General features: G+C 62.2%; 23 protein-coding genes. 3 read left to right on the forward strand and 20 right to left on the reverse strand.

The features are described 5' to 3' along the window. From hisI to ACPWMG_RS23180, 20 genes are all read right to left on the reverse strand, one after another. The gene (gene hisI, locus ACPWMG_RS23085) at positions 1–405 is read right to left on the reverse strand and encodes a phosphoribosyl-AMP cyclohydrolase (protein WP_483301835.1); all 405 of its coding nucleotides are present in this window, start codon (positions 403–405) and stop codon (positions 1–3) included. 149 nt (positions 406–554) lie between these two features. Continuing rightward, on the reverse strand, positions 555–1334 hold the full coding sequence (gene hisF, locus ACPWMG_RS23090) for an imidazole glycerol phosphate synthase subunit HisF (protein ID WP_483301836.1): 780 nt from the start codon (positions 1332–1334) through the stop codon (positions 555–557). 41 nt (positions 1335–1375) lie between these two features. Beyond that, positions 1376–2257 (reverse strand): D-hexose-6-phosphate mutarotase, encoded by an 882-nt coding sequence (locus ACPWMG_RS23095; protein WP_483301837.1) that lies wholly within the window; start codon positions 2255–2257, stop codon positions 1376–1378. A gap of 82 nt (positions 2258–2339) precedes the next feature. Then, positions 2340–3080 carry a 1-(5-phosphoribosyl)-5-[(5-phosphoribosylamino)methylideneamino]imidazole-4-carboxamide isomerase gene (gene hisA / locus ACPWMG_RS23100; protein ID WP_483301838.1) on the reverse strand — a complete coding sequence of 247 codons (741 nt, stop codon included), beginning with the start codon at positions 3078–3080 and terminating at the stop codon, positions 2340–2342. 44 nt (positions 3081–3124) lie between these two features. After that, the gene (gene hisH / locus ACPWMG_RS23105; RefSeq protein WP_483301839.1) at positions 3125–3796 is read right to left on the reverse strand and encodes an imidazole glycerol phosphate synthase subunit HisH; all 672 of its coding nucleotides are present in this window, start codon (positions 3794–3796) and stop codon (positions 3125–3127) included. A gap of 43 nt (positions 3797–3839) precedes the next feature. Then, a complete protein-coding gene (gene hisB / locus ACPWMG_RS23110; protein WP_483301840.1) occupies positions 3840–4445 on the reverse strand; it encodes an imidazoleglycerol-phosphate dehydratase HisB in 606 nt (201 codons plus the stop codon). Further along, positions 4442–5575 (reverse strand): histidinol-phosphate transaminase, encoded by a 1134-nt coding sequence (gene hisC / locus ACPWMG_RS23115; RefSeq protein WP_483301841.1) that lies wholly within the window; start codon positions 5573–5575, stop codon positions 4442–4444. Before hisC ends, hisB begins: the two co-directional genes overlap by 4 nt. Continuing rightward, positions 5572–6933 (reverse strand): histidinol dehydrogenase, encoded by a 1362-nt coding sequence (hisD, locus tag ACPWMG_RS23120; RefSeq protein ID WP_483301842.1) that lies wholly within the window; start codon positions 6931–6933, stop codon positions 5572–5574. Before hisD ends, hisC begins: the two co-directional genes overlap by 4 nt. Before the next feature lie 49 nt (positions 6934–6982). Beyond that, complete coding sequence (hisG, locus tag ACPWMG_RS23125) at positions 6983–7657, reverse strand: ATP phosphoribosyltransferase (protein WP_483301843.1); 675 nt, start codon at positions 7655–7657, stop codon at positions 6983–6985. Positions 7658–7672: 15 nt separating this feature from the next. Then, entirely contained in the window at positions 7673–8977 is a 1305-nt protein-coding gene (gene murA / locus ACPWMG_RS23130) for a UDP-N-acetylglucosamine 1-carboxyvinyltransferase (protein WP_483301844.1), read from the reverse strand. A gap of 85 nt (positions 8978–9062) precedes the next feature. Continuing rightward, entirely contained in the window at positions 9063–9305 is a 243-nt protein-coding gene (locus tag ACPWMG_RS23135; RefSeq protein ID WP_483301845.1) for a BolA family protein, read from the reverse strand. Between the two features lie 17 nt (positions 9306–9322). Continuing rightward, positions 9323–10078, reverse strand: a complete 756-nt coding sequence (locus tag ACPWMG_RS23140; RefSeq protein WP_483305318.1) for an ABC transporter permease — start codon at positions 10076–10078, stop codon at positions 9323–9325. A gap of 90 nt (positions 10079–10168) precedes the next feature. Then, positions 10169–11095: an ABC transporter ATP-binding protein gene (locus ACPWMG_RS23145; protein WP_483301846.1), complete on the reverse strand. Its 927-nt coding sequence runs from the start codon at positions 11093–11095 to the stop codon at positions 10169–10171. Positions 11096–11186: 91 nt separating this feature from the next. Next, positions 11187–12323: a pyridoxal-phosphate-dependent aminotransferase family protein gene (locus ACPWMG_RS23150; protein ID WP_483301847.1), complete on the reverse strand. Its 1137-nt coding sequence runs from the start codon at positions 12321–12323 to the stop codon at positions 11187–11189. 124 nt (positions 12324–12447) lie between these two features. After that, positions 12448–12720 carry an STAS domain-containing protein gene (locus ACPWMG_RS23155; protein WP_483301848.1) on the reverse strand — a complete coding sequence of 91 codons (273 nt, stop codon included), beginning with the start codon at positions 12718–12720 and terminating at the stop codon, positions 12448–12450. Positions 12721–12725: 5 nt separating this feature from the next. Beyond that, positions 12726–13379, reverse strand: coding sequence for an MlaC/ttg2D family ABC transporter substrate-binding protein (locus ACPWMG_RS23160; protein WP_483301849.1), 654 nt, complete (start codon positions 13377–13379; stop codon positions 12726–12728). A gap of 86 nt (positions 13380–13465) precedes the next feature. Further along, positions 13466–14095, reverse strand: a complete 630-nt coding sequence (locus ACPWMG_RS23165; RefSeq protein WP_483301850.1) for an MlaA family lipoprotein — start codon at positions 14093–14095, stop codon at positions 13466–13468. 144 nt (positions 14096–14239) lie between these two features. Then, positions 14240–14713 (reverse strand): outer membrane lipid asymmetry maintenance protein MlaD, encoded by a 474-nt coding sequence (gene mlaD, locus ACPWMG_RS23170; RefSeq protein ID WP_483301851.1) that lies wholly within the window; start codon positions 14711–14713, stop codon positions 14240–14242. A gap of 41 nt (positions 14714–14754) precedes the next feature. Continuing rightward, complete coding sequence (gene mlaE / locus ACPWMG_RS23175; protein WP_483301852.1) at positions 14755–15537, reverse strand: lipid asymmetry maintenance ABC transporter permease subunit MlaE; 783 nt, start codon at positions 15535–15537, stop codon at positions 14755–14757. After that, the gene (locus ACPWMG_RS23180) at positions 15534–16385 is read right to left on the reverse strand and encodes an ABC transporter ATP-binding protein (protein ID WP_483301853.1); all 852 of its coding nucleotides are present in this window, start codon (positions 16383–16385) and stop codon (positions 15534–15536) included. Before ACPWMG_RS23180 ends, mlaE begins: the two co-directional genes overlap by 4 nt. A 229-nt stretch (positions 16386–16614) precedes the next feature. Here ACPWMG_RS23180 and ACPWMG_RS23185 point away from each other — a divergent pair, with 229 nt between their 5' ends. The 3 genes from ACPWMG_RS23185 to ACPWMG_RS23195 are packed head-to-tail and all read left to right on the forward strand — an operon-like array spanning position 16615 to position 18147. Further along, a complete protein-coding gene (locus tag ACPWMG_RS23185) occupies positions 16615–16902 on the forward strand; it encodes an RNA polymerase sigma factor (protein WP_483301854.1) in 288 nt (95 codons plus the stop codon). Next, positions 16883–17161: an RNA polymerase sigma factor gene (locus ACPWMG_RS23190; protein ID WP_483301855.1), complete on the forward strand. Its 279-nt coding sequence runs from the start codon at positions 16883–16885 to the stop codon at positions 17159–17161. The genes ACPWMG_RS23185 and ACPWMG_RS23190 overlap by 20 nt, the downstream gene beginning before the upstream one ends. Then, positions 17158–18147, forward strand: coding sequence for a FecR family protein (locus ACPWMG_RS23195; protein ID WP_483301856.1), 990 nt, complete (start codon positions 17158–17160; stop codon positions 18145–18147). Before ACPWMG_RS23190 ends, ACPWMG_RS23195 begins: the two co-directional genes overlap by 4 nt. Positions 18148–18218 lie beyond the last annotated feature (71 nt).

The following is an 18218-nucleotide window of genomic DNA, read 5'->3' on the forward strand; positions in this document are numbered from 1 at the left end:
TTATTTGTAGATGGATTCCGGGTCTTTCAAGACCGGCTCAACGGCGTGCCATTGGGGCGCGCCGTCGGTAGATTGTTCCAGGCTGCTGAAAAAGCAGCTGTGGCGGCCGGTGTGACAGGCAATGCCAGGCTCATGGCCGAGCTGTGTCACCTTCAGCAGCACCACGTCGTTGTCGCAGTCGATTCGGATGTCGTGCACGGTTTGCACGTGGCCCGACTCTTCGCCTTTGAACCACAGCTTGTTGCGCGAGCGGCTGAAGTACACGGCGCGCTTCAGCTCCGCCGTTTTGGCCAGCGCCTCGCGGTTCATCCAGGCGAACATCAGCACATCGCCGCTGCTCGCTTCTTGTGCGATCACGGGCACCAGGCCCTGCGCATCCCATTTCACTTCGTCTAACCAGTTCATGTGTGGATTGTGCGTGATTTGCTTAGGCGCTCTGACCATAGCCCCACGAACAGCTTTTTAAAGTTAAGAGTGAAATCGGCTTCTTGCGCGTACTGCGTCTGCGGCGGCAGCTATCATAAATTCACAATATGACAGCTTCCGCTCTGGGCTCAGGTGCGCACCGGAATACCGCGCTCGGCCATGCGTTGCTTGGCTTGGCCCACGGTAAATTCGCCGTAGTGGAAGATGCTGGCGGCCAGCACCGCATCGGCGCCGCCTTGCTGCACGCCATCGGCCAAGTGGTCGAGGTTGCCCACGCCGCCCGAGGCGATCACCGGCACGCTGACCGCGTCGCTCACGGCGCGCGTCAACGCCAAGTCAAAGCCCGACTTGGTACCGTCGCGATCCATGCTGGTGAGCAAGATTTCGCCGGCGCCGCGCTGCGCCATCTCGGTCGCCCAGGCCACGGCATCCAGCCCGGTGTTTTTGCGGCCGCCGTGGCTGTAAACGTCCCAGCCCGGGCCACGAATGGCGGCGTCTTCGGCGCTGCGACGCTTGGCATCGATGGCCACCACAATCGCCTGCGCGCCGTACTTGGCCGAGGCGTTGGTGATCACGTCAGGGTTGGAGATGGCGGCAGAGTTGAAGCTCACCTTGTCGGCACCGGAGTTCAACAGCCGGCGCACGTCTTCCACCACGCGCACACCGCCGCCCACCGTCAGCGGGATAAACACCTGCGAGGCCACGGATTCGATGATGTGCAGGATCAGGTCGCGCCCGTCGCTGGTGGCGGTGATGTCCAGAAAGGTCAGCTCATCGGCCCCCTGCTCGTTGTAGCGCGCGGCGATTTCCACCGGGTCACCGGCGTCGCGCAGCTCCACAAAGTTAACGCCTTTGACGACACGGCCACCGGTCACGTCGAGGCAAGGGATGATGCGTTTGGCAAGCATGGGAAGTTCAGAGATTTAAGAGATCAAAAAAAGGCGCGAGATCAGGCCACGCTGAGTTCTTGCCAGGCGCTCCACTGCTCGCCGGGCTGCAGGCGCACCGGTTGTTCGATGCGCGCGGCCTCGACACACAGCATGTGGCGGTAGCCGTCATCGGGCATGTCGTCGAGCTTGGCGCTGAGCGCCGCGCCCGGGTTCCACACCACGGTCTCGGTGAAGTTGTCGCTCTGCGCCACGCGCAGGCTGTGGCTGCCGTCTTGCACTTGCAGCGGCGCTTTGGCGGCGCTGTAAACGCGGTCGGTCTCAGACGTGAAACGCAGCTCGGCCTCCAGCTGTTGGCTGCGAACGCTCTGGTCGTTTATGTGCTTCACGCCGTCCCAGAAGGTGGCGTCGCCCAGGCCGAGCAAACGGGTTTGCTCAATGGCGGCCACGCGCAGGTAGGTGTGCAGCGCCAGCGCAAACGGCCAGGCGACCTGGTCGGTGTTGGTGACCGAGAACGTGAGGCGCAAACGACCGGGTGCGAGCACCACGTCGAGTGCCGCTTCAAACGCAAACGACCAGCCGCTTTGGCGCGTCGCCTCGCTGTCGCGCAGGGTCATGCGCAGTGTGGCTTCAGGGCGGGCCGTGGTGGCGGCCGTTTCAGCGGCCAGCGTCCATGGCAAGGTGCGCGCAAAACCGTGTTTGGGCAGTGCGCGGCCATCCAGCACACGTTGGTTGAACTGCGGAAAACACACCGGCACACCGCCACGAATGGGTGTTTGCCCGTCGAGCACGGCACGCTCGCTGAGGAACAGCCGCTCGACGCCATCGGCGGTTTGCCAAGACAGCACATGGGCGCCCTGCTCGGCCACCAGCAGCTTGTCGCCACCGGGTAGATCAAGGCTGACGCAGGGGAGACGGTTGTAGGGTGCGGCGAGTTCTGGCATGGCGGTCAACCCTCGGTTGGTCTGGGGTGGCAAAGGCACGGGGCCGCAGCGCATGCGCGGCCCGCCCGTGCCAAGACGCTAATTACTCAGCGAGTTCGTCGGCGCGCAGTTGTGCCGCTTCAAAGTCGAGGTCGCCGGAGTAGATGGCACGTCCGCAGATCACGCCTTCGACGCCTTCAGGCTCGACTTCGCACAGCTTCTCGATGTCGGCAATGTTCGACAAGCCGCCCGAGGCGATCACTGGCGTGGAGATGGCTTGTGCCAGGCGCACGGTGGCTTCGATGTTGATGCCGGTGAGCATGCCGTCGCGGCCAATGTCGGTGTAGATGAACGACTCGACGCCGTAGTCTTCAAACTTCTTGGCCAGGTCGACCACTTCGTGGCCGGTGAGCTTGCTCCAGCCGTCGGTAGCCACCTTGCCGTCTTTGGCATCCAGGCCGACGATGACGTGGCCGCCGAACGCCGTGCAGGCGTCTTGCAGGAAGCCAGGGTTCTTGACCGCAGCCGTACCAATGATGACGTAGCGCAGGCCGGCGTCGAGGTAGCGCTCGATGGTGTCGAGGTCGCGAATGCCGCCACCCAACTGCACATCGATTTCACCGCCGACTTCCTTCAAGATTTGGCGAATGGCCAACTCGTTCTTGGGCTTGCCCGCGAACGCGCCGTTCAAATCCACCAAATGCAGGCGCCGAGCGCCCTTGTCGACCCAACTGCGTGCCATGGCCGCTGGGTCTTCGCTGAAGATGGTGGATTGATCCATGTCGCCTTGTTTAAGACGAACACACTGTCCGTCTTTCAGATCAATTGCAGGAATTAGAAGCATGGTGCTGTGGGCAGCGTGAGTGAAGAAAAGTTGAAAGAAATAACTCAGGGATTCCAGTGCAGAAAATTGCGGTACAGCGCCAAGCCATGGGCAGCGCTCTTTTCTGGGTGGAACTGGGTTGCAAAAATGTTATCGCGTGCGACTGCTGCCGTAAAGACCCCGCCGTAATCGGCCAGGCCGGCGCTGTGCGCCACAGCGGTTGGCTGCACGTAGAAGCTGTGCACGAAGTAGAAGTAGGCGTCGTCCGGCACCTCGCCCCAAATGGGGTGGCGCTGGCCGCCTGGCGCTTGTTGGCGCACTTGGTTCCAGCCCATTTGCGGCACCTTAAAGCGGCTGCCATCGGGCTGCAAACGGCCTTCGAGTTGAAAGCGGCGCACGTGGCCGGGAATCAACCCCAGGCCGGGCGTGTCTTGTTCTTCGCTGTGGTCCAGCAGCATCTGCATGCCGACACACACGCCCATCAAGGGCTTGTTGGCGGCGGCCTCCAGCACGGCTTCTTTCAGGCCCGAGGCCTGCAGCTCGTGCATGCAGTCGCGCATGGCGCCCTGACCGGGCAGAACGATGCGTTCGGCGCGGCGCACGTCTTCAGGATTGCTGGTGACGATCACCTCGTACCCGGTGTCGGCGGCGACGGCCATCACGGCCTGCGACACCGACCGCAGGTTGCCCATGCCGTAGTCGACCACGGCGACGGACTTATTTGCTACCAAAGTCATAGCTTCTTGTGCTGATTGGAACTGCGTAAATGGGCAATTATGCTTAGAGCGAACCTTTGGTGGAAGGAATCACCCCCACCGAGCGCGGGTCAAGCTCCAGCGCCGCACGCAAGGCACGCGCAAAGGCTTTGAACACGGTTTCGCACTGGTGGTGGGCGTTCACACCCTTCAGGTTGTCGATGTGCAGCGTGACAAACGCATGGTTCACAAAGCCCTGAAAAAATTCGTAGGTGAGCTGCGTGTCGAACGCGCCAACCATGCCGCTGGTGAACGGGATGTGCATGTCCAGGCCAGGACGGCCAGAGAAGTCGACCACCACACGTGACAAGGCTTCGTCCAGCGGCACGTAGGCGTGGCCGTAGCGGCGAATACCTTTTTTGTCGCCCACCGCTTTGTAGACCGCTTGGCCGAGGGTAATGCCCACGTCTTCCACCGTATGGTGGCCGTCGATGTGCAGGTCGCCCTCGCAGTCGATTTCCAGATCGATCAAGCCGTGGCGGGCGATCTGGTCGAGCATGTGGTCGAAGAAGCCGATGCCGGTCTTCAGCTTGGCCTGGCCGGTGCCGTCCAGGTTGACGCGCACGGTGATCTTGGTCTCGGCGGTGTTGCGCGACACCTCGGCGGTGCGGGGCATGGTGGTCGTGGTCATAGTGAGGTTTGGAGTGCGGCCAACAGTTGCGCGTTCTCGTCGGCACTGCCAACGGTGAGGCGCAGGCAGTTGCCCAGCAATGGGTGCATTGTAGAAACGTTCTTGATCAGGATCTTGCGCGCCTTCAAAGCCGCAAAAACCGCGCCGGCATCGGCCATGCGCACCAACACCATATTGGCCTCGCTGTCCCAGCATTTCAAGATGCCCGGCATGGCGCGCAGCGCGGCGATGAGGCGCTCGCGCTCGGCGCGCAAGGTGGTCGCCTGCTCGGCAAACACCTCGGCGTGTTCCAGCGCAAACAAAGCGGCTTCACAGTTGAGCACGCTGATGTTGTAGGGCGGACGCACCTTGTCGATCTCGTTCACTAGCGCGGCCGGGCCGATGAGATAACCCAGGCGCACACCGGCCAGGCCAAACTTGCTGAGCGTGCGCATCAGCAGCACGTGGCCGTTGCGTTCAGGCTCGGCCTGCATGTTGGCGATCCAGCTGCGGCTGGCGAAGGGCTGGTAGGCCTCGTCCATCACCACCAGGCCACCCTGCGCGCCCACGGCGTCGATGATGCGCTGCACCACCGCTTCATTCCACAGCGTGGCCGTGGGGTTGTTGGGGTAGGCGATGTAGGTGATGGCCGGGCGGTGCTTGGCGATGGCGGCCAGCATGGCGGGCTCGTCGAGTTCGAAGTCGGCCGTCAAGTCCACGCCCACAAAGTCCAGGCCTTGCAACTGCGCGCTCATGGGGTACATGACGAAGCCCGGCATGGGTGCGAGCATGGTGGCGCGCTGGCCATCGGTAGGCTGCGCGCAGGCCAGCGCCAGCAGGCTGATCAACTCGTCCGAACCATTGCCCAAGATCAGGCTGTTGCCTTCAGGCATGCCGGCATACGAAGCCAGCGCGGCCTTGAGGTCGTTTTGGCGTGCGCCGGGGTAGCGGTTCAAGGCCAGTTGGCCCAAGCGCTCACCCAAGGCCGCTTGCAGCGCGGGCGGCAGGCCGAAGGGGTTTTCCATCGCGTCCATCTTCAGCACGCCGGTGGCGGGCTGTACGGCGTAGGCGTGCATGGCGCGCACATCGGGGCGGATGCGCTGCAGGGCGCGGGCGCCGGTGTCCAGGTCAGGAGACGTCACGCTGTTCATGCCTGGCCTTTCACATTCGTCACGACTCGCGCTTCAGGCACAGGGTTTAACCGCAGCTCGGCCGCACGGGCGTGGGCTTGCAGGCCTTCGCCGTAGGCCAGTTCGGCAGCGATCAAGCCCAGCTTTTGCGCACCGGCTTCGCTCACTTCGATCAGGCTGCTGCGCTTTTGGAAGTCGTACACGCCCAGCGGCGAAGAGAAACGCGCCGTGCCGCTGGTGGGCAGCACGTGGTTCGGGCCAGCGCAGTAGTCGCCCAGGCTTTCGCTGGTGTAGGCACCGAGGAAGATGGCGCCGGCGTGTTTCAGCAGAGGCTCCCAGCGGTGCGGGTCGCGGCTGCTGACTTCCAAGTGTTCCGGGGCGATGCGGTTGCTGATGGCGCAGGCCTCTTCCATGTCGCGGGTGAGGATCAAGGCGCCGCGTCCGGTGAGCGACTTGGCGATGATCTCGGCACGTGGCATGGTCGGCAGCAGGCGGTCGATGGCGTCAGCCACGGCGTCGATGTAGGCGGCATCGGGGCACAACAAAATGCTTTGCGCCAGTTCGTCGTGTTCGGCTTGGCTGAACAAGTCCATGGCCACCCAATCGGCGGGCGTGGTGCCGTCGGCCAACACCAGAATTTCGCTCGGGCCGGCAATCATGTCGATGCCCACGGTGCCAAACACGTTCTTCTTGGCGCTGGCCACGTAGGCGTTGCCGGGGCCGGTGATTTTGTCGACACCGGGCACGGTGGCCGTGCCGTAAGCCAATGCGGCCACAGCTTGCGCACCACCGATGGTGAACGCGCGGCTCACACCCGCCACATAGGCGGCGGCCAGCACCAGCGGGTTCTTTTCACCGCGCGGCGTAGGAACGACCATGATGATTTCACCCACACCGGCCACGTGTGCCGGAATGGCGTTCATCAACACGCTGCTGGGGTAGGCCGCTTTGCCGCCGGGCACGTAGATGCCCACGCGGTCTAGCGGCGTGACCTTCTGGCCCAGCAGGGTGCCGTCTTCGTCGCGGTAGCTCCAGCTTTCGCCCGAGGCTTTTTTCTGCGCTTCGTGGTAGCGGCGCACACGTGCGGCAGCGGACTGCAGCGCATCTTTTTGCGCGGCAGGCAGGCCGTCGAACGCGGCTTTGAGTTCAGCGGCGGTCAACTCCAACGCGCTCACGCTGTCGGCAGCGAGGCCGTCAAATCGCTGGGTGTATTCGAGCACCGCCGCGTCGCCACGCGCACGCACGTCGGCCAGGATCTCGGCCACACGATGCTCAATGGCAGCATCCGCCTCGGCCGACCAATGCAAACGCGCCTTGAATTCAGCATCAAACGTGCTGCTGGCGGTTGACATTCTTGCGGGAGACGCTACCAATTTCATAGTAATTCAGTCCAAAGGACGTTGATTTAAGAAGATGAAGGAAAAAAATTTAGGCCGAAGCTTTAGCGGCAGATTTAGCGGCTTCGCGCGCCGCCACGGCGCCCGAGAACGCTTCAATCAACTCGCGGATCGGCGCTTGCTTGAGCTTCAGCGCGGCCTGGTTCACCACCAAGCGCGAACTGATGTCCATGATGCGCTCGACCTCCACCAGGTTGTTGGCGCGCAGCGTGTTGCCGGTGGAGACCAGATCGACGATGGCATCGGCCAAGCCGGTCAACGGTGCGAGTTCCATGCTGCCGTAGAGCTTGATCAGGTCGACGTGCACGCCCTTGGTGGCGAAGAAGTCGCGCGCAATCGCCACGTATTTGGTGGCCACGCGCAGGCGCGCGCCTTGGCGCACGGCAAAGGCGTAGTCGAAGTCGTTGCGCACGGCCACGCTGATGCGGCACTTGGCAATTTGCAGATCCAGCGGCTGGTACAGGTTTTGGGTGCCGTGTTCCAGCAGGGTGTCTTTGCCGGTGATGCCGAGGTCGGCGCCGCCGTTTTCCACATAGGTGGGCACGTCAGAGGCGCGCACCAGCACCACGCGCACATCGGCGCGGTTGGTCGGCAAAATCAGCTTGCGCGATTTTTCCGGGTCTTCCAAAACCTCGATGCCAGCGGCCTGCAGCAGCGGCAGGGTTTCGTCGAAGATGCGTCCCTTGGACAGTGCGAGAGTGATCATTTTGTTTTTGTCCGTTTAGGCAAGTGCAGGACTGTTCGACACACGTTCGATGTCGGCACCTACGCCTCGTAATTTCGCTTCCATCTGGTCGTAGCCACGGTCCAAATGGTAGATGCGGTCGACCATGGTTTCGCCTTCGGCCACTAGGCCGGCGATCACCAGGCTGGCAGACGCGCGCAGGTCGGTGGCCATCACCGTGGCGCCCGAGAGTTTGGCAATGCCTTCGATCACCGCCACTTTGCCATCGATCTGGATGTGCGCGCCCAGGCGCACCAGCTCGTTGACGTGCATGTAGCGGTTTTCAAAAATCGTCTCGGTCACCTTGCTGGCCCCTTGGGCAATGCAGTTCAGCGTCATGAACTGGGCCTGCATGTCGGTGGGGAAACCAGGGTATTCGGTGGTGCGAAAGCTCTGCGCCTTCACGTGTTGGTGCGCCGGGCCGGGCGAGGCCACACGAATGCCATCGGGCAGCGCGGTCACGCTCACGCCGGCATCGCGCAGCTTGTCGATCACGGCGTCCAGATGGTCGGCGCGGCCATGCTGCAGTAGCACGTCGCCACCGGTGGCGGCCACGGCGCACAAGAAGGTGCCAGCCTCGATGCGGTCGGCCACTACTTGGTGGGTGGCGCCATGGAGTTTTTCAACACCGATGATGCGGATGCGGCGTGTGCCGTGGCCTTCGATCTTGGCGCCCATCTTGATCAGCAGCTCGGCCAAGTCGGTAATCTCTGGCTCTTGCGCGGCGTTTTCCAGAATGGTTTCGCCCTCGGCGAGCGACGCCGCCATCAGGAAGTTTTCGGTACCGGTCACGGTCACCATGTCGGTGGTGATGTGGGCGCCCTTCAGGCGCGTCCAGCCCTTGGGCAGCTTGGCGATCATGTAGCCGTGTTCGACCACAATCTCGGCGCCCATGGCTTGCAGGCCCTTGATGTGTTGGTCAACCGGGCGCGAACCAATGGCGCAGCCACCGGGCAGCGACACGGTGGCTTCGCCAAAACGCGCCAGCAGCGGGCCCAGCGCCAGCACCGAGGCGCGCATGGTCTTCACCAGTTCGTACGGAGCTTCGGGTGACGACAGGCCGCCAGCATTGATCTGCACCGTGCCGGCATCGTCACCCGTGCCCTGCTCTACCTGCACGCCCATGTTGCGGATCAGCGTGAGCATGGTGGCCACATCCTGCAGGCGCGGCACGTTGGTCAAGGTGACGGGCTCGGCCGTCAGCAGCGTCGCGCACAGCTCTGGCAGCGCAGCATTTTTGGCGCCAGAAATGCGGATCGTGCCCGTCAGGGGGCGTCCGCCGCGAATCAATAATTTGTCCATGAACAGGGGTCGCAGTGGAATCACAAATCGTGAGGTCTGCCCGGCGCTAGCGCGCTACGGGGCAGCAAATCCAGCCAAGGTGGATTTAGCGCGGCAGTGCCGCCCACTCGGCTGGGGTATAGGTTTTCATCGACAAGGCGTGCACCTCGTCCGTGCGTATTTTCTCACCAAGCGTTGCATACACCCGTTGGTGTCGCTGGATGGCGCGTTTGCCTTCGAAGTCGGCCGAGACGATGGTGGCATACCAATGGCGGCCGTCGCCTTCGAGTTCGAGGTGGTCGCAGGCCAGGCCGGCGCGGATGATGGAGGTGAGTTGGTCAGCGGTCATGGGAATTACGGTGCTTTTTAGCTCCGGATTTTGTAGCCGGTGCGCAGCATGTGCACGGCAATGCTGGACACCACCAGCAGCGCCACGCCCACGATGGACAGGCTCAGCCAGGGCGACACATCGCTCTGGCCGAAGAAGCCGTAGCGGAAGCCGTCAATCATGTAGAACACCGGATTCAAATGGCTCACGGTCTGCCAAAACGGCGGCAGCGTGTGGATGGAATAGAACACGCCGCTCAAGAACGTCATCGGCATGATCAAGAAGTTTTGGAACGTGGCCATCTGGTCGAACTTCTCGGCCCACAAACCGGCGATCACGCCCAGCGTGCCCATGAGTGCAGCGCCCAGAATGGCAAACACCAGCGCCCACAGCGGCGCCTCGAAGCTCACACCGGTGAACCAGACCGTGGCAATGAACACCCCGGCGCCCACCAACACACCACGCACGACAGAAGAGCCCACGTAAGCAATGAACCAGCCCCAATGCGAGATCGGCGTGAGCAGCACAAACACCAGGCTGCCCATGATCTTGCTCTGGATCAGCGACGACGAGCTGTTGGCAAACGCGTTTTGCAACACGCTCATCATCACCAGACCGGGCACCAGGAAGGCCGTGTACGGAATACTGCCATAGACCTTCACATGGGAGTCGAGCACATGGCCAAAGATCAGCAGGTACAACACGGCCGTGACCACGGGTGCGGCCACGGTTTGGGCGGCCACTTTCCAGAAGCGCAGCACCTCTTTGTAGAACAGGGTTTGCCAGCCGCTCATGCTCGGGCTCCCGGCAATTGGCACAGTGACAGGTGGCACGGTGACAGGGCTTTGGGCAGACAGGGGTTCCATGCGGTTCTCATCACAAACTCATGCCCGGCCGGGTGCGGCGGACATGACTTCCAAAAATACGTCTTCGAGATCAGCCTTGCGGATCTCGACGTCTTGCACCTGCAGGCCGGCTTGGCGCACGGCGGCCAGGTAGTTTTCAATCTCGAGCGCGCCATGCGCGGCGAGTTGCACGACACGGCCGGTCACACGTGCGTGTTCGGCTAAGGCCGGTGGCAGGTCACCATCCACCTTGAAACGCAGCACGTTGCTGGTGGCCGAACTCAGCAGCTCGCTGGTGCTGGCCAGCGCCACCACCTTGCCGGTCTTGAGCATGGCGATGCGGTTACACAGAGCTTCGGCTTCTTCGAGGTAGTGCGTGGTCAGCAAAATCGTGTGGCCTTGCTTGTTCAGCTTGGCGACGAAGTGCCACAGGGTTTGGCGCAGCTCCACGTCAACACCAGCAGTGGGCTCATCCAGCACGATGACCGGCGGCTTGTGCACCAGGGCTTGCGCCACCAGCACGCGCCGCTTCATGCCGCCCGAGAGCTGGCGCATGTTGGCGCCGGCTTTGTCGGCCAGGCCCAGGCTTTCCAGCAACTCGTCGATCCAGGCGTCGTTGTTGCGGATGCCGAAGTAGCCGGACTGGATGCGCAGCGCCTCGCGCACGTTGAAAAACGGGTCGAACACCAGCTCTTGCGGCACCACGCCGAGTTGGCGGCGGGCTTCAGCGTATTGGCTTTGCACGTCTTTGCCGTTGACCAACACCTGGCCAGAAGTGGCACGCGCCAGCCCCGCCAAAATGCTGATGAGCGTGGTTTTACCGGCGCCGTTGGGGCCGAGCAAACCGAAAAATTCGCCGGGTTGGATGTCGAAACTCACCCCATCCAGCGCTTTGAGGGAGGGGTTCTTGCTGCCGCTGGGGGCGGCAAAGGTCTTGGTGACCGACTGGAAGGAGATGGCTGGCATGGGAGCCCTAGATTTTACGGTGCGCGGGCGAAGCCTGCCGGCGGCGGTGGCAAAGCCACCACACCGGCGTCTCGGTCACACGAATGACAAGTTATTTTGTGTTCTGGATACGGTCTAAAGCTTCGACCAGATAGGTCACGCTTCGGTCCACATTGGCGAGCTTTTCCAGCCCGAACAGGCCGACCCGGAAGGTATGGAAATCGGGCCCTTCGTCGCACTGCAGCGGCACGCCAGCGGCGGTTTGCAGCCCTTGGCCGAGGAATTTCTTGCTCGACTGGATATCGGGATCGGTGGTGTAACTCACCACCACACCCGGCGCCTGGAAGCCCACCGCCGCCACACTGGGGAAGCCACGGCTGGTGAGCAACGCACGCACCTTGTCGCCCAGCTCTTGCTGCTGTTGGCGCACGCTCTCGAAGCCACGCGCCTGGGTTTCCTGCATCACCGTGCGCAGGCGCGCCAGCGCGTCGGTGGGCATGGTGGCGTGATAGGCATGGCCGCCGCCCTCATAGGTTTCCATGATCTGCAACCACTTGCGCAAATCGCAGGCGAAGCTGCTGCTGGTGGTCTGCTCGATGCGTTCACGTGCGCGTTCGCTGAGCATCACCATGGCGCAGCACGGCGAGCCGCTCCAGCCCTTTTGCGGGGCGCTGATCAACACATCCACTCCCGTGGCGGCCATGTTGACCCAGATGGCGCCAGAGGCAATGCAGTCGAGCACAAACAGGCCGCCCACGGCGTGCACGGCATCGGACACGGCACGCAGGTAGTCGTCGGGCAGGATCATGCCGCTGGCGGTTTCGACGTGCGGTGCAAACACCACGGCGGGGCGCTCGGCGGCGATGGTGGCGACCACTTCTTCGATGGGCGCGGGGGCGAACGGGGCTTGCTTGCTCTCGCCTTGGCGGCGCGCCTTGAGCACGATGGACTGGGCGGGAATCTTGCCCATGTCGAAAATTTGCGTCCAGCGGTAGCTGAACCAGCCATTGCGCAGCACCAGCACTTTTTGGTCGGTGGCAAATTGGCGCGCCACAGACTCCATGCCGAAGGTGCCACTGCCGGGCACCAGCACCGCAGACTTGGCGCCGTACACCGTCTTCAAGATGCGTGAGATGTCGCGCATCACGCCCTGGAAGCTTTGCGACATGTGGTTGAGCGCACGGTCGGTGTAGACCACCGAGTATTCGAGCAGGCCTTCAGGGTCGATTTGGGGCAGCAGTCCAGGCATGGCGGTCTCCTTTTGTTTTGGGAAGCACAGGGGCCGAAAGGGCAAAAAGCGAGAAAAGCCCTATAGCTTAGGGCAAGCCGCACCGGCTTGCCCAAGCACCAATTTCAACGGTTTGAAAACCAGCTTAACCTTCAGCAGGCAGCAAATCGGCAATGCCGTAGAGCTGCGCCAGCGCCTGAAACTGCGCCGGCGCCTGGTGCACAAAAAATGCCCGCCCCAAGGACAAGGCGACGCGACGACACTCCAGCAACACGGCCAGCGCCGAAGAGTCGAAGCGCTTGAGTGCCGCCGCATCCACGACCACACTGCCATGCGGCTGCGAACGCAAGCCCTGCAGCAGCATGCGCAAGGCCGGTTGCGCCTGGGCGTGGGTCAACTCTGTGGGCAGCACCAGCATCGCGTTCAGCTCTTCTTGGCGTTGTTTTGGTTGCGCGTTTGCAGCGAGGCGATCAGGCCGTCAATGCCCTTGGCATTGATTTCCGACGCGAACTGACTACGGTAGGTTTCCACCAGCCACACGCCCAGCACGTTCAGGTTGTAGATCTTCCAGCCCAGGCCTTCGCCGGGCGTTTTTTCCAGGCGGTAGTCGAGCTGAATGGGGTCGGCACCGCCGCGCACTTCCGAGCGCACCAGGACTTCGGTGTCTTCGGGTGCAGCGCGCAGAGGCTTGACCACAATTTGCTGGTCGCTCACCTGTGCCAGCGCGCCAGAGTAGGTGCGCACCAGCAGGATCTTGAACTCGTCTTGCAGGCGCTTTTGCTGCTCTGGCGTGGCCTTGCGCCAAGCCGGGCCGACGGCAGAAGCCGTCATGCGCTGGAAGTTCACGTTGGGCATGATCTTGGTGTCGACCAAGGCCACCACTTTGCTCAGGTCACCGGCCTGGATGGCTTTGTCGCTCTTGATGGTTTCCAGCACTTCGGTCGACAAGCGCTTGATCATCGCGTCGGCTGGTTCATCGGCAGCAGCCGCTGGCAAAGACAGCACCAATGCACTGCTGGCCAGGGCCATGGAGGCGGCTACGCGGCCCAAAAGCAGGCCTAAAAGTCGTCGGTTCATATCGGTTCTTTCCTTTTAGTTGTGGGCATTGGCCCTGCGCGATGTTGGAGCGCGCCTGGGCACAACGGTTCCCCTGCGGATGGGGGTTATGGATTCAGGTCGTAACGCTCTTCGTCCACTGCCGGTTTGCCGCTGGCATTGCCGTCCAGAATCGCGGCACGGCGGTATTGCAGATAAACGTCGCGAGAGAAGCTGTACTTGTCGAGCGCAGCTTCATCCAGCAAATTGCCGGTCTTGAGCAACAGCGCACGGCGGTCAATGAATAGCAACACAGCCAGGCTGTTGCGTGCGGCCACGCTGTCCAACTGCAGCGCTGGGTTTGCGGCATAGTCAACGATCAACGAAGGACCATCGCGCATGTTCGCGGGCCCGAGCAATGGCAGCACCAGATAAGGCCCAGGAGGAACGCCCCATACGCCCAACGTCTGACCAAAATCTTCGTTATGGCGCTCGATACCGGCATCGGTGGCCACATCGACCAAACCAAAGACACCAAAAACGGTGTTCAAGCTGAAGCGCGTGACCGTCTCGCCGGCGTTCTTGATGCGGCCCTGCAAGATGTTGTTGATGAAATTCCAGGGCTCGGCAATGTTCGAGAAGAAGTTACTCGTGCCGATGCGCACGGGTTCAGGCACATGCTTCACGTAGGCCGTGGCCACGGGGCGCAACACCGCGTCATCCACTGACTGGTTGAAGCCGTAGATGCTGCGGTTCATCGGCTCCCACGGGTCAACGGGGTTGGCGTCAGGTCGCGTGGCGCATCCAGAAATGGATAACAAAACGGCGACAGCGCCCATCAATACTGCGGTTCTAGCTCTCTTTTTCATATTTCTTTGGCTCGGGCACTCATCCAGTCCCAATTACTTTTTGTTGTCGGGACCGTCTGCCGCTTTGCTATAGAGGAATTGGCTGATCAGGTTTTCCAGCACCACGGCAGATTGGGTGGTGGAGATGTTGTCGCCTGCTGCCAACATTTTTTCGTCTGCGCCGGCTTCAATGCCAACGTACTGTTCGCCCAGCAGCCCACTGGTCAAAATCTTCAGCGAGCTGTCTTTAGGGAAAGCATACTGCTTGTCCATATCAAATGTAACTTTGGCTTGAAAACTTTTGTCGTCAAAGCTAATGGACGTGACGCGCCCCACCACCACGCCCGAGCTTTTGACTGCGGCCTTGGGCTTGAGCGAGCCAATGTTGTCGAACTTGGCGGTGATCTGGTAGCCGGACTTGAAGTTCAGCGACAACAGGTTGGCCGATTGCAGGGCCAAAAACAGCACCGCAGCCACCCCGAGCAATACAAACAAGCCCACCCACACATCATTTTTTGATTGCTGCATGACGAATCCTTAATTCTTAATTTGCGGTTCAGCCGAAGTTCTTAAAGGCTGAACATCATGGCGGTGAGCACAAAGTCGAGTGCCAACACCGCCAGCGACGCCATCACCACCGTACGGGTGGTGGCGCGCGACACACCTTCGGGTGTGGGGTTGGCGGCAAAACCTTGCAGCAGTGCCACGAAGGTCACCGTCACACCAAACACCACGCTTTTGATGACGCCGTTGCCCACGTCTCGCCACACGTCCACGCCGCCTTGCATCTGGCTCCAGAAGGCACCGCTGTCCACACCGATCAGCACCACACCGACCACCCAGCCGCCAATCACACCGACGGCGCTGAACAGCGCCGAGAGCAAGGGCAAGGTGATCACGCCGGCCCAAAAACGCGGCGCCAAAATGCGCTGCACGGGGTCAACGGCCATCATCTCCATGGCGCTCAATTGCTCGCCCGCTTTCATCAGACCGATGCCTGCAGTCAGCGACGTGCCGGCGCGGCCTGCAAACAGCAGAGCCGAAACCACTGGCCCCAGCTCGCGCACCAGGCTCAAGGCCACCAGCAAACCCAATGCTTCGGCAGAGCCATAACGTTGCAATGTGTAGTAGCCCTGCAAACCCAGCACAAAACCGACGAACAGGCCCGAGACCATGATGATGGCGAGCGAGAAGTTGCCCAGGAAATGGATCTGGTCGCGCACCAGTCCAAAGCGCCGCAGGGTGGGCCCCACCAGCGCAAACAAGCGCAGGAACAATCGCGTCGCCTGGCCGATATCGGCCAACTTGCAACGCACGGCGTAGCCGATGGCGGAGGGGCTGAGCCAGCTCATGGTTTGCGCCCTTCTGCTGTTTTCGATGGCGCGGGCCGTAGCCCTGCGCCGAAGTCGTCAGACACGCTGACAGCCGGGTAATGGAAATGCACCGGCCCATCGGGCAGCGCGTTGACAAACTGGTGCACCAGCGGGTCGTCGCTGTGGCGCACGTCATCCGGCGTACCCTGGGCCACGATGTGGCCGTTGGCCAGCACGATCACGTGGTCGGCAATGCGAAAGGTCTCATCCAGATCGTGCGAGACGACAATGCTGGTCAGGCCCATTGTGTCGTTCAGGCTGCGGATCAAACGCGCGGCGGTGCCCAACGAGATGGGGTCGAGGCCGGCAAACGGTTCGTCGTACATCACCAGAGCCGGGTCGAGCGCGATGGCGCGGGCCAAAGCCACACGGCGTGCCATGCCGCCGGACACCTCGCTTGGCATCAGGTCGCGCGCGCCACGCAGGCCCACGGCCTCCAGCTTCATCAGCACGATGTCGCGGATCAGCACTTCAGACAAATCGGTGTGTTCGCGCAGCGGAAAGGCGACGTTGTCGAACACCGTCATGTCGGTGAACAAGGCGCCAAACTGGAACAACATGCCCATGCGCCGGCGTGCGGCGAAAAGCGCCGCGGCATCTTTGCTTCGAAGAGGCTGGCCGTCGAACAACACTTCGCCGCTGATAGGTGCCACTTGCCCGCCGATTAGGCGCAACAAGGTGGTTTTGCCGCCACCGGATGCCCCCATCACCGCCGTAACCTTGCCACGCGGCACGGTCAACGAGACATCGTCCAGGATCAAACGGGCGCCATACCCGAAGGACACATGTTGAAGTTCGACGAAGGATTCTGTTGGATTGGGGCTCATAAATGAAAAAAGGCCGGAACGGCTCCGGCCTTGGTCCAATGATAAGGGATACGGGCAAACCCCGTGTTTGCGTCGAATTACTGCCCAAACGTCAAGGGCAAATGGTGTCGTTTCCCTGCAAATGCGCCCAGTTGTGCGCACAAATCCTGGCAGAAAAACCGGGGCTTCGGCTCACTTACTAGAATGAGAACAAATCTCATTTAAATTTACCCAACTTTTCCGTCCCTTCATGCGCCAGAACGCCACGCTGCAAGCAGTGGTCGACCATTACGCCGAGTTACTCGACTTCCTCTCCGCCCGCACCGGTTCGCGCGACCAGGCGCGCGACTGCGCGCAGGAAACCTGGGTGCGGCTGGCCCAGACCACGCCCGCACCAGTCAAGACCGGCGTGCTGGAAAACGTCAAGGCCTACGTGTTTCGCGTGGCCGAACGCATCGCCATCGACCACCACCGGCACGCCGCACGTCAGGGCAGGCTGCACAGCGAATTCGGGCGACATGGCCGCCGACACTTCTGACGTGGCCGCCCTGCGGCAAACCATTCAACGGCTGAACGACGCCATCATGGCCCTGCCCCTGCGCACGCAAGAAATTTTCTTGCTGCACAAGATCGAGGGTCACGGCTACGCCACCATCGCGCAGATGCAAGGCATCTCTGCCAGCGCGGTAGAAAAACACATGATGCGGGTGCTGCTGGCTTGCCGACAGGCCATGCTCGCCGCCGCCCACAACACCCCCGATGCCTGGGTGGCAGACCAAGAAGAGACAACGCCATGACACCAGCCACACGCGAACAGACGGCCTCCAAATGGGTCGTGCGCACCGGCGGGCGTTTGCCTGCCGACAACCAATGGCCCGAATTCACCGCGTGGTACGCCCAGGCGGCCAACGCCCGTTTGTTTGACGAAATGGCTGCGTTGTGGGGCCAGCTCGACCAGGTGGACGGCCCTGCCCTGCGCGCCAACTCGGCACAACAAAAAGCCCAACGCCGCACCCGGCGGCGCATGGCCAGCACCTTGGCCGCCACAGCGCTGGCCTTGGTGGCGGCGTGGGTTGCCGTGCCCAGCGCAGGCTACGGCCTCGGGCTGGCGCAGCTTGTAGACCGCTGGCGCGCCGACCTGTACACCGCCACCGCCGAAGTGCGCAGCCAAACGCTGCCAGACGGCAGCACCGTCATCCTCGACGCGGGCAGCGCCATCGCGCTGGAGTTCAGTGCCGAGCGCCGCGATCTGCGCCTGTTGTACGGCCATGCGCGCTTCAGCGTGGCGCACGACACCACACGCCCGTTCGCTGTGCACGCCGCCGGCACGGTGGCCACCGCACTCGGCACGGTGTTTGAAGTGGACGCCACACGCCCCGAGCAAGTGGAAGTTACGGTGCTCGAAAGCCGCGTGGCGGTGGAGTGCGCGCGTTGCGGCAGTCCTGCGGCACCGGCCTCTAGTGTGTTGGAAGCCCATCAACTCGCCAGCGCCACACCCAATGGGCTGGCCGTGGGCGCAGCGCCCGCTGCCGACGCGCTGGATGGCTGGATGAACGCCCAGCTCAGCTTTGACGATGTGCCCGTGGCCGCTGCCGCCGCACAACTGCAGCGATGGGGCGCCCCACGCATGATCTGGCTGGGCGACACAGGCCATCAACGCATCTCGGCCGTGGTGGACGCACACGACCCCGACGCCGCGCTGGCCTTGCTGCTGCAGGCGGCCGGCCTGCGCGGCACACGGCTGCCGGGCGTGACGGTGGTGCGGCTCGCTACCAGTCCTTGAAAATTAATTTGTAACTTTTTCAGAAAACAGCTGAGGTGCAAAGGGTCGAGAAGCGTCTGGACGGTATTGAC

The organism is Hydrophilobacter chitinilyticus, from assembly GCF_049860745.1.
In the GTDB taxonomy this organism is placed as follows: Bacteria; Pseudomonadota; Gammaproteobacteria; order Burkholderiales; family Burkholderiaceae_C; genus Rhodoferax_B.

Coding starts and splice junctions, on each gene's coding strand:
- hisI (WP_483301835.1), bottom strand. CDS start 405: ATGAACTGGTTAGACGAAGTGAAATGGGATGCGCAGGGCCTGGTGCCC.
- hisF (WP_483301836.1), bottom strand. CDS start 1,334: ATGCTTGCCAAACGCATCATCCCTTGCCTCGACGTGACCGGTGGCCGT.
- ACPWMG_RS23095 (WP_483301837.1), bottom strand. CDS start 2,257: ATGCCAGAACTCGCCGCACCCTACAACCGTCTCCCCTGCGTCAGCCTT.
- hisA (WP_483301838.1), bottom strand. CDS start 3,080: ATGCTTCTAATTCCTGCAATTGATCTGAAAGACGGACAGTGTGTTCGT.
- hisH (WP_483301839.1), bottom strand. CDS start 3,796: ATGACTTTGGTAGCAAATAAGTCCGTCGCCGTGGTCGACTACGGCATG.
- hisB (WP_483301840.1), bottom strand. CDS start 4,445: ATGACCACGACCACCATGCCCCGCACCGCCGAGGTGTCGCGCAACACC.
- hisC (WP_483301841.1), bottom strand. CDS start 5,575: ATGAACAGCGTGACGTCTCCTGACCTGGACACCGGCGCCCGCGCCCTG.
- hisD (WP_483301842.1), bottom strand. CDS start 6,933: ATGAAATTGGTAGCGTCTCCCGCAAGAATGTCAACCGCCAGCAGCACG.
- hisG (WP_483301843.1), bottom strand. CDS start 7,657: ATGATCACTCTCGCACTGTCCAAGGGACGCATCTTCGACGAAACCCTG.
- murA (WP_483301844.1), bottom strand. CDS start 8,977: ATGGACAAATTATTGATTCGCGGCGGACGCCCCCTGACGGGCACGATC.
- ACPWMG_RS23135 (WP_483301845.1), bottom strand. CDS start 9,305: ATGACCGCTGACCAACTCACCTCCATCATCCGCGCCGGCCTGGCCTGC.
- ACPWMG_RS23140 (WP_483305318.1), bottom strand. CDS start 10,078: ATGAGCGGCTGGCAAACCCTGTTCTACAAAGAGGTGCTGCGCTTCTGG.
- ACPWMG_RS23145 (WP_483301846.1), bottom strand. CDS start 11,095: ATGCCAGCCATCTCCTTCCAGTCGGTCACCAAGACCTTTGCCGCCCCC.
- ACPWMG_RS23150 (WP_483301847.1), bottom strand. CDS start 12,323: ATGCCTGGACTGCTGCCCCAAATCGACCCTGAAGGCCTGCTCGAATAC.
- ACPWMG_RS23155 (WP_483301848.1), bottom strand. CDS start 12,720: ATGCTGGTGCTGCCCACAGAGTTGACCCACGCCCAGGCGCAACCGGCC.
- ACPWMG_RS23160 (WP_483301849.1), bottom strand. CDS start 13,379: ATGAACCGACGACTTTTAGGCCTGCTTTTGGGCCGCGTAGCCGCCTCC.
- ACPWMG_RS23165 (WP_483301850.1), bottom strand. CDS start 14,095: ATGAACCGCAGCATCTACGGCTTCAACCAGTCAGTGGATGACGCGGTG.
- mlaD (WP_483301851.1), bottom strand. CDS start 14,713: ATGCAGCAATCAAAAAATGATGTGTGGGTGGGCTTGTTTGTATTGCTC.
- mlaE (WP_483301852.1), bottom strand. CDS start 15,537: ATGAGCTGGCTCAGCCCCTCCGCCATCGGCTACGCCGTGCGTTGCAAG.
- ACPWMG_RS23180 (WP_483301853.1), bottom strand. CDS start 16,385: ATGAGCCCCAATCCAACAGAATCCTTCGTCGAACTTCAACATGTGTCC.
- ACPWMG_RS23185 (WP_483301854.1), top strand. CDS start 16,615: ATGCGCCAGAACGCCACGCTGCAAGCAGTGGTCGACCATTACGCCGAG.
- ACPWMG_RS23190 (WP_483301855.1), top strand. CDS start 16,883: ATGGCCGCCGACACTTCTGACGTGGCCGCCCTGCGGCAAACCATTCAA.
- ACPWMG_RS23195 (WP_483301856.1), top strand. CDS start 17,158: ATGACACCAGCCACACGCGAACAGACGGCCTCCAAATGGGTCGTGCGC.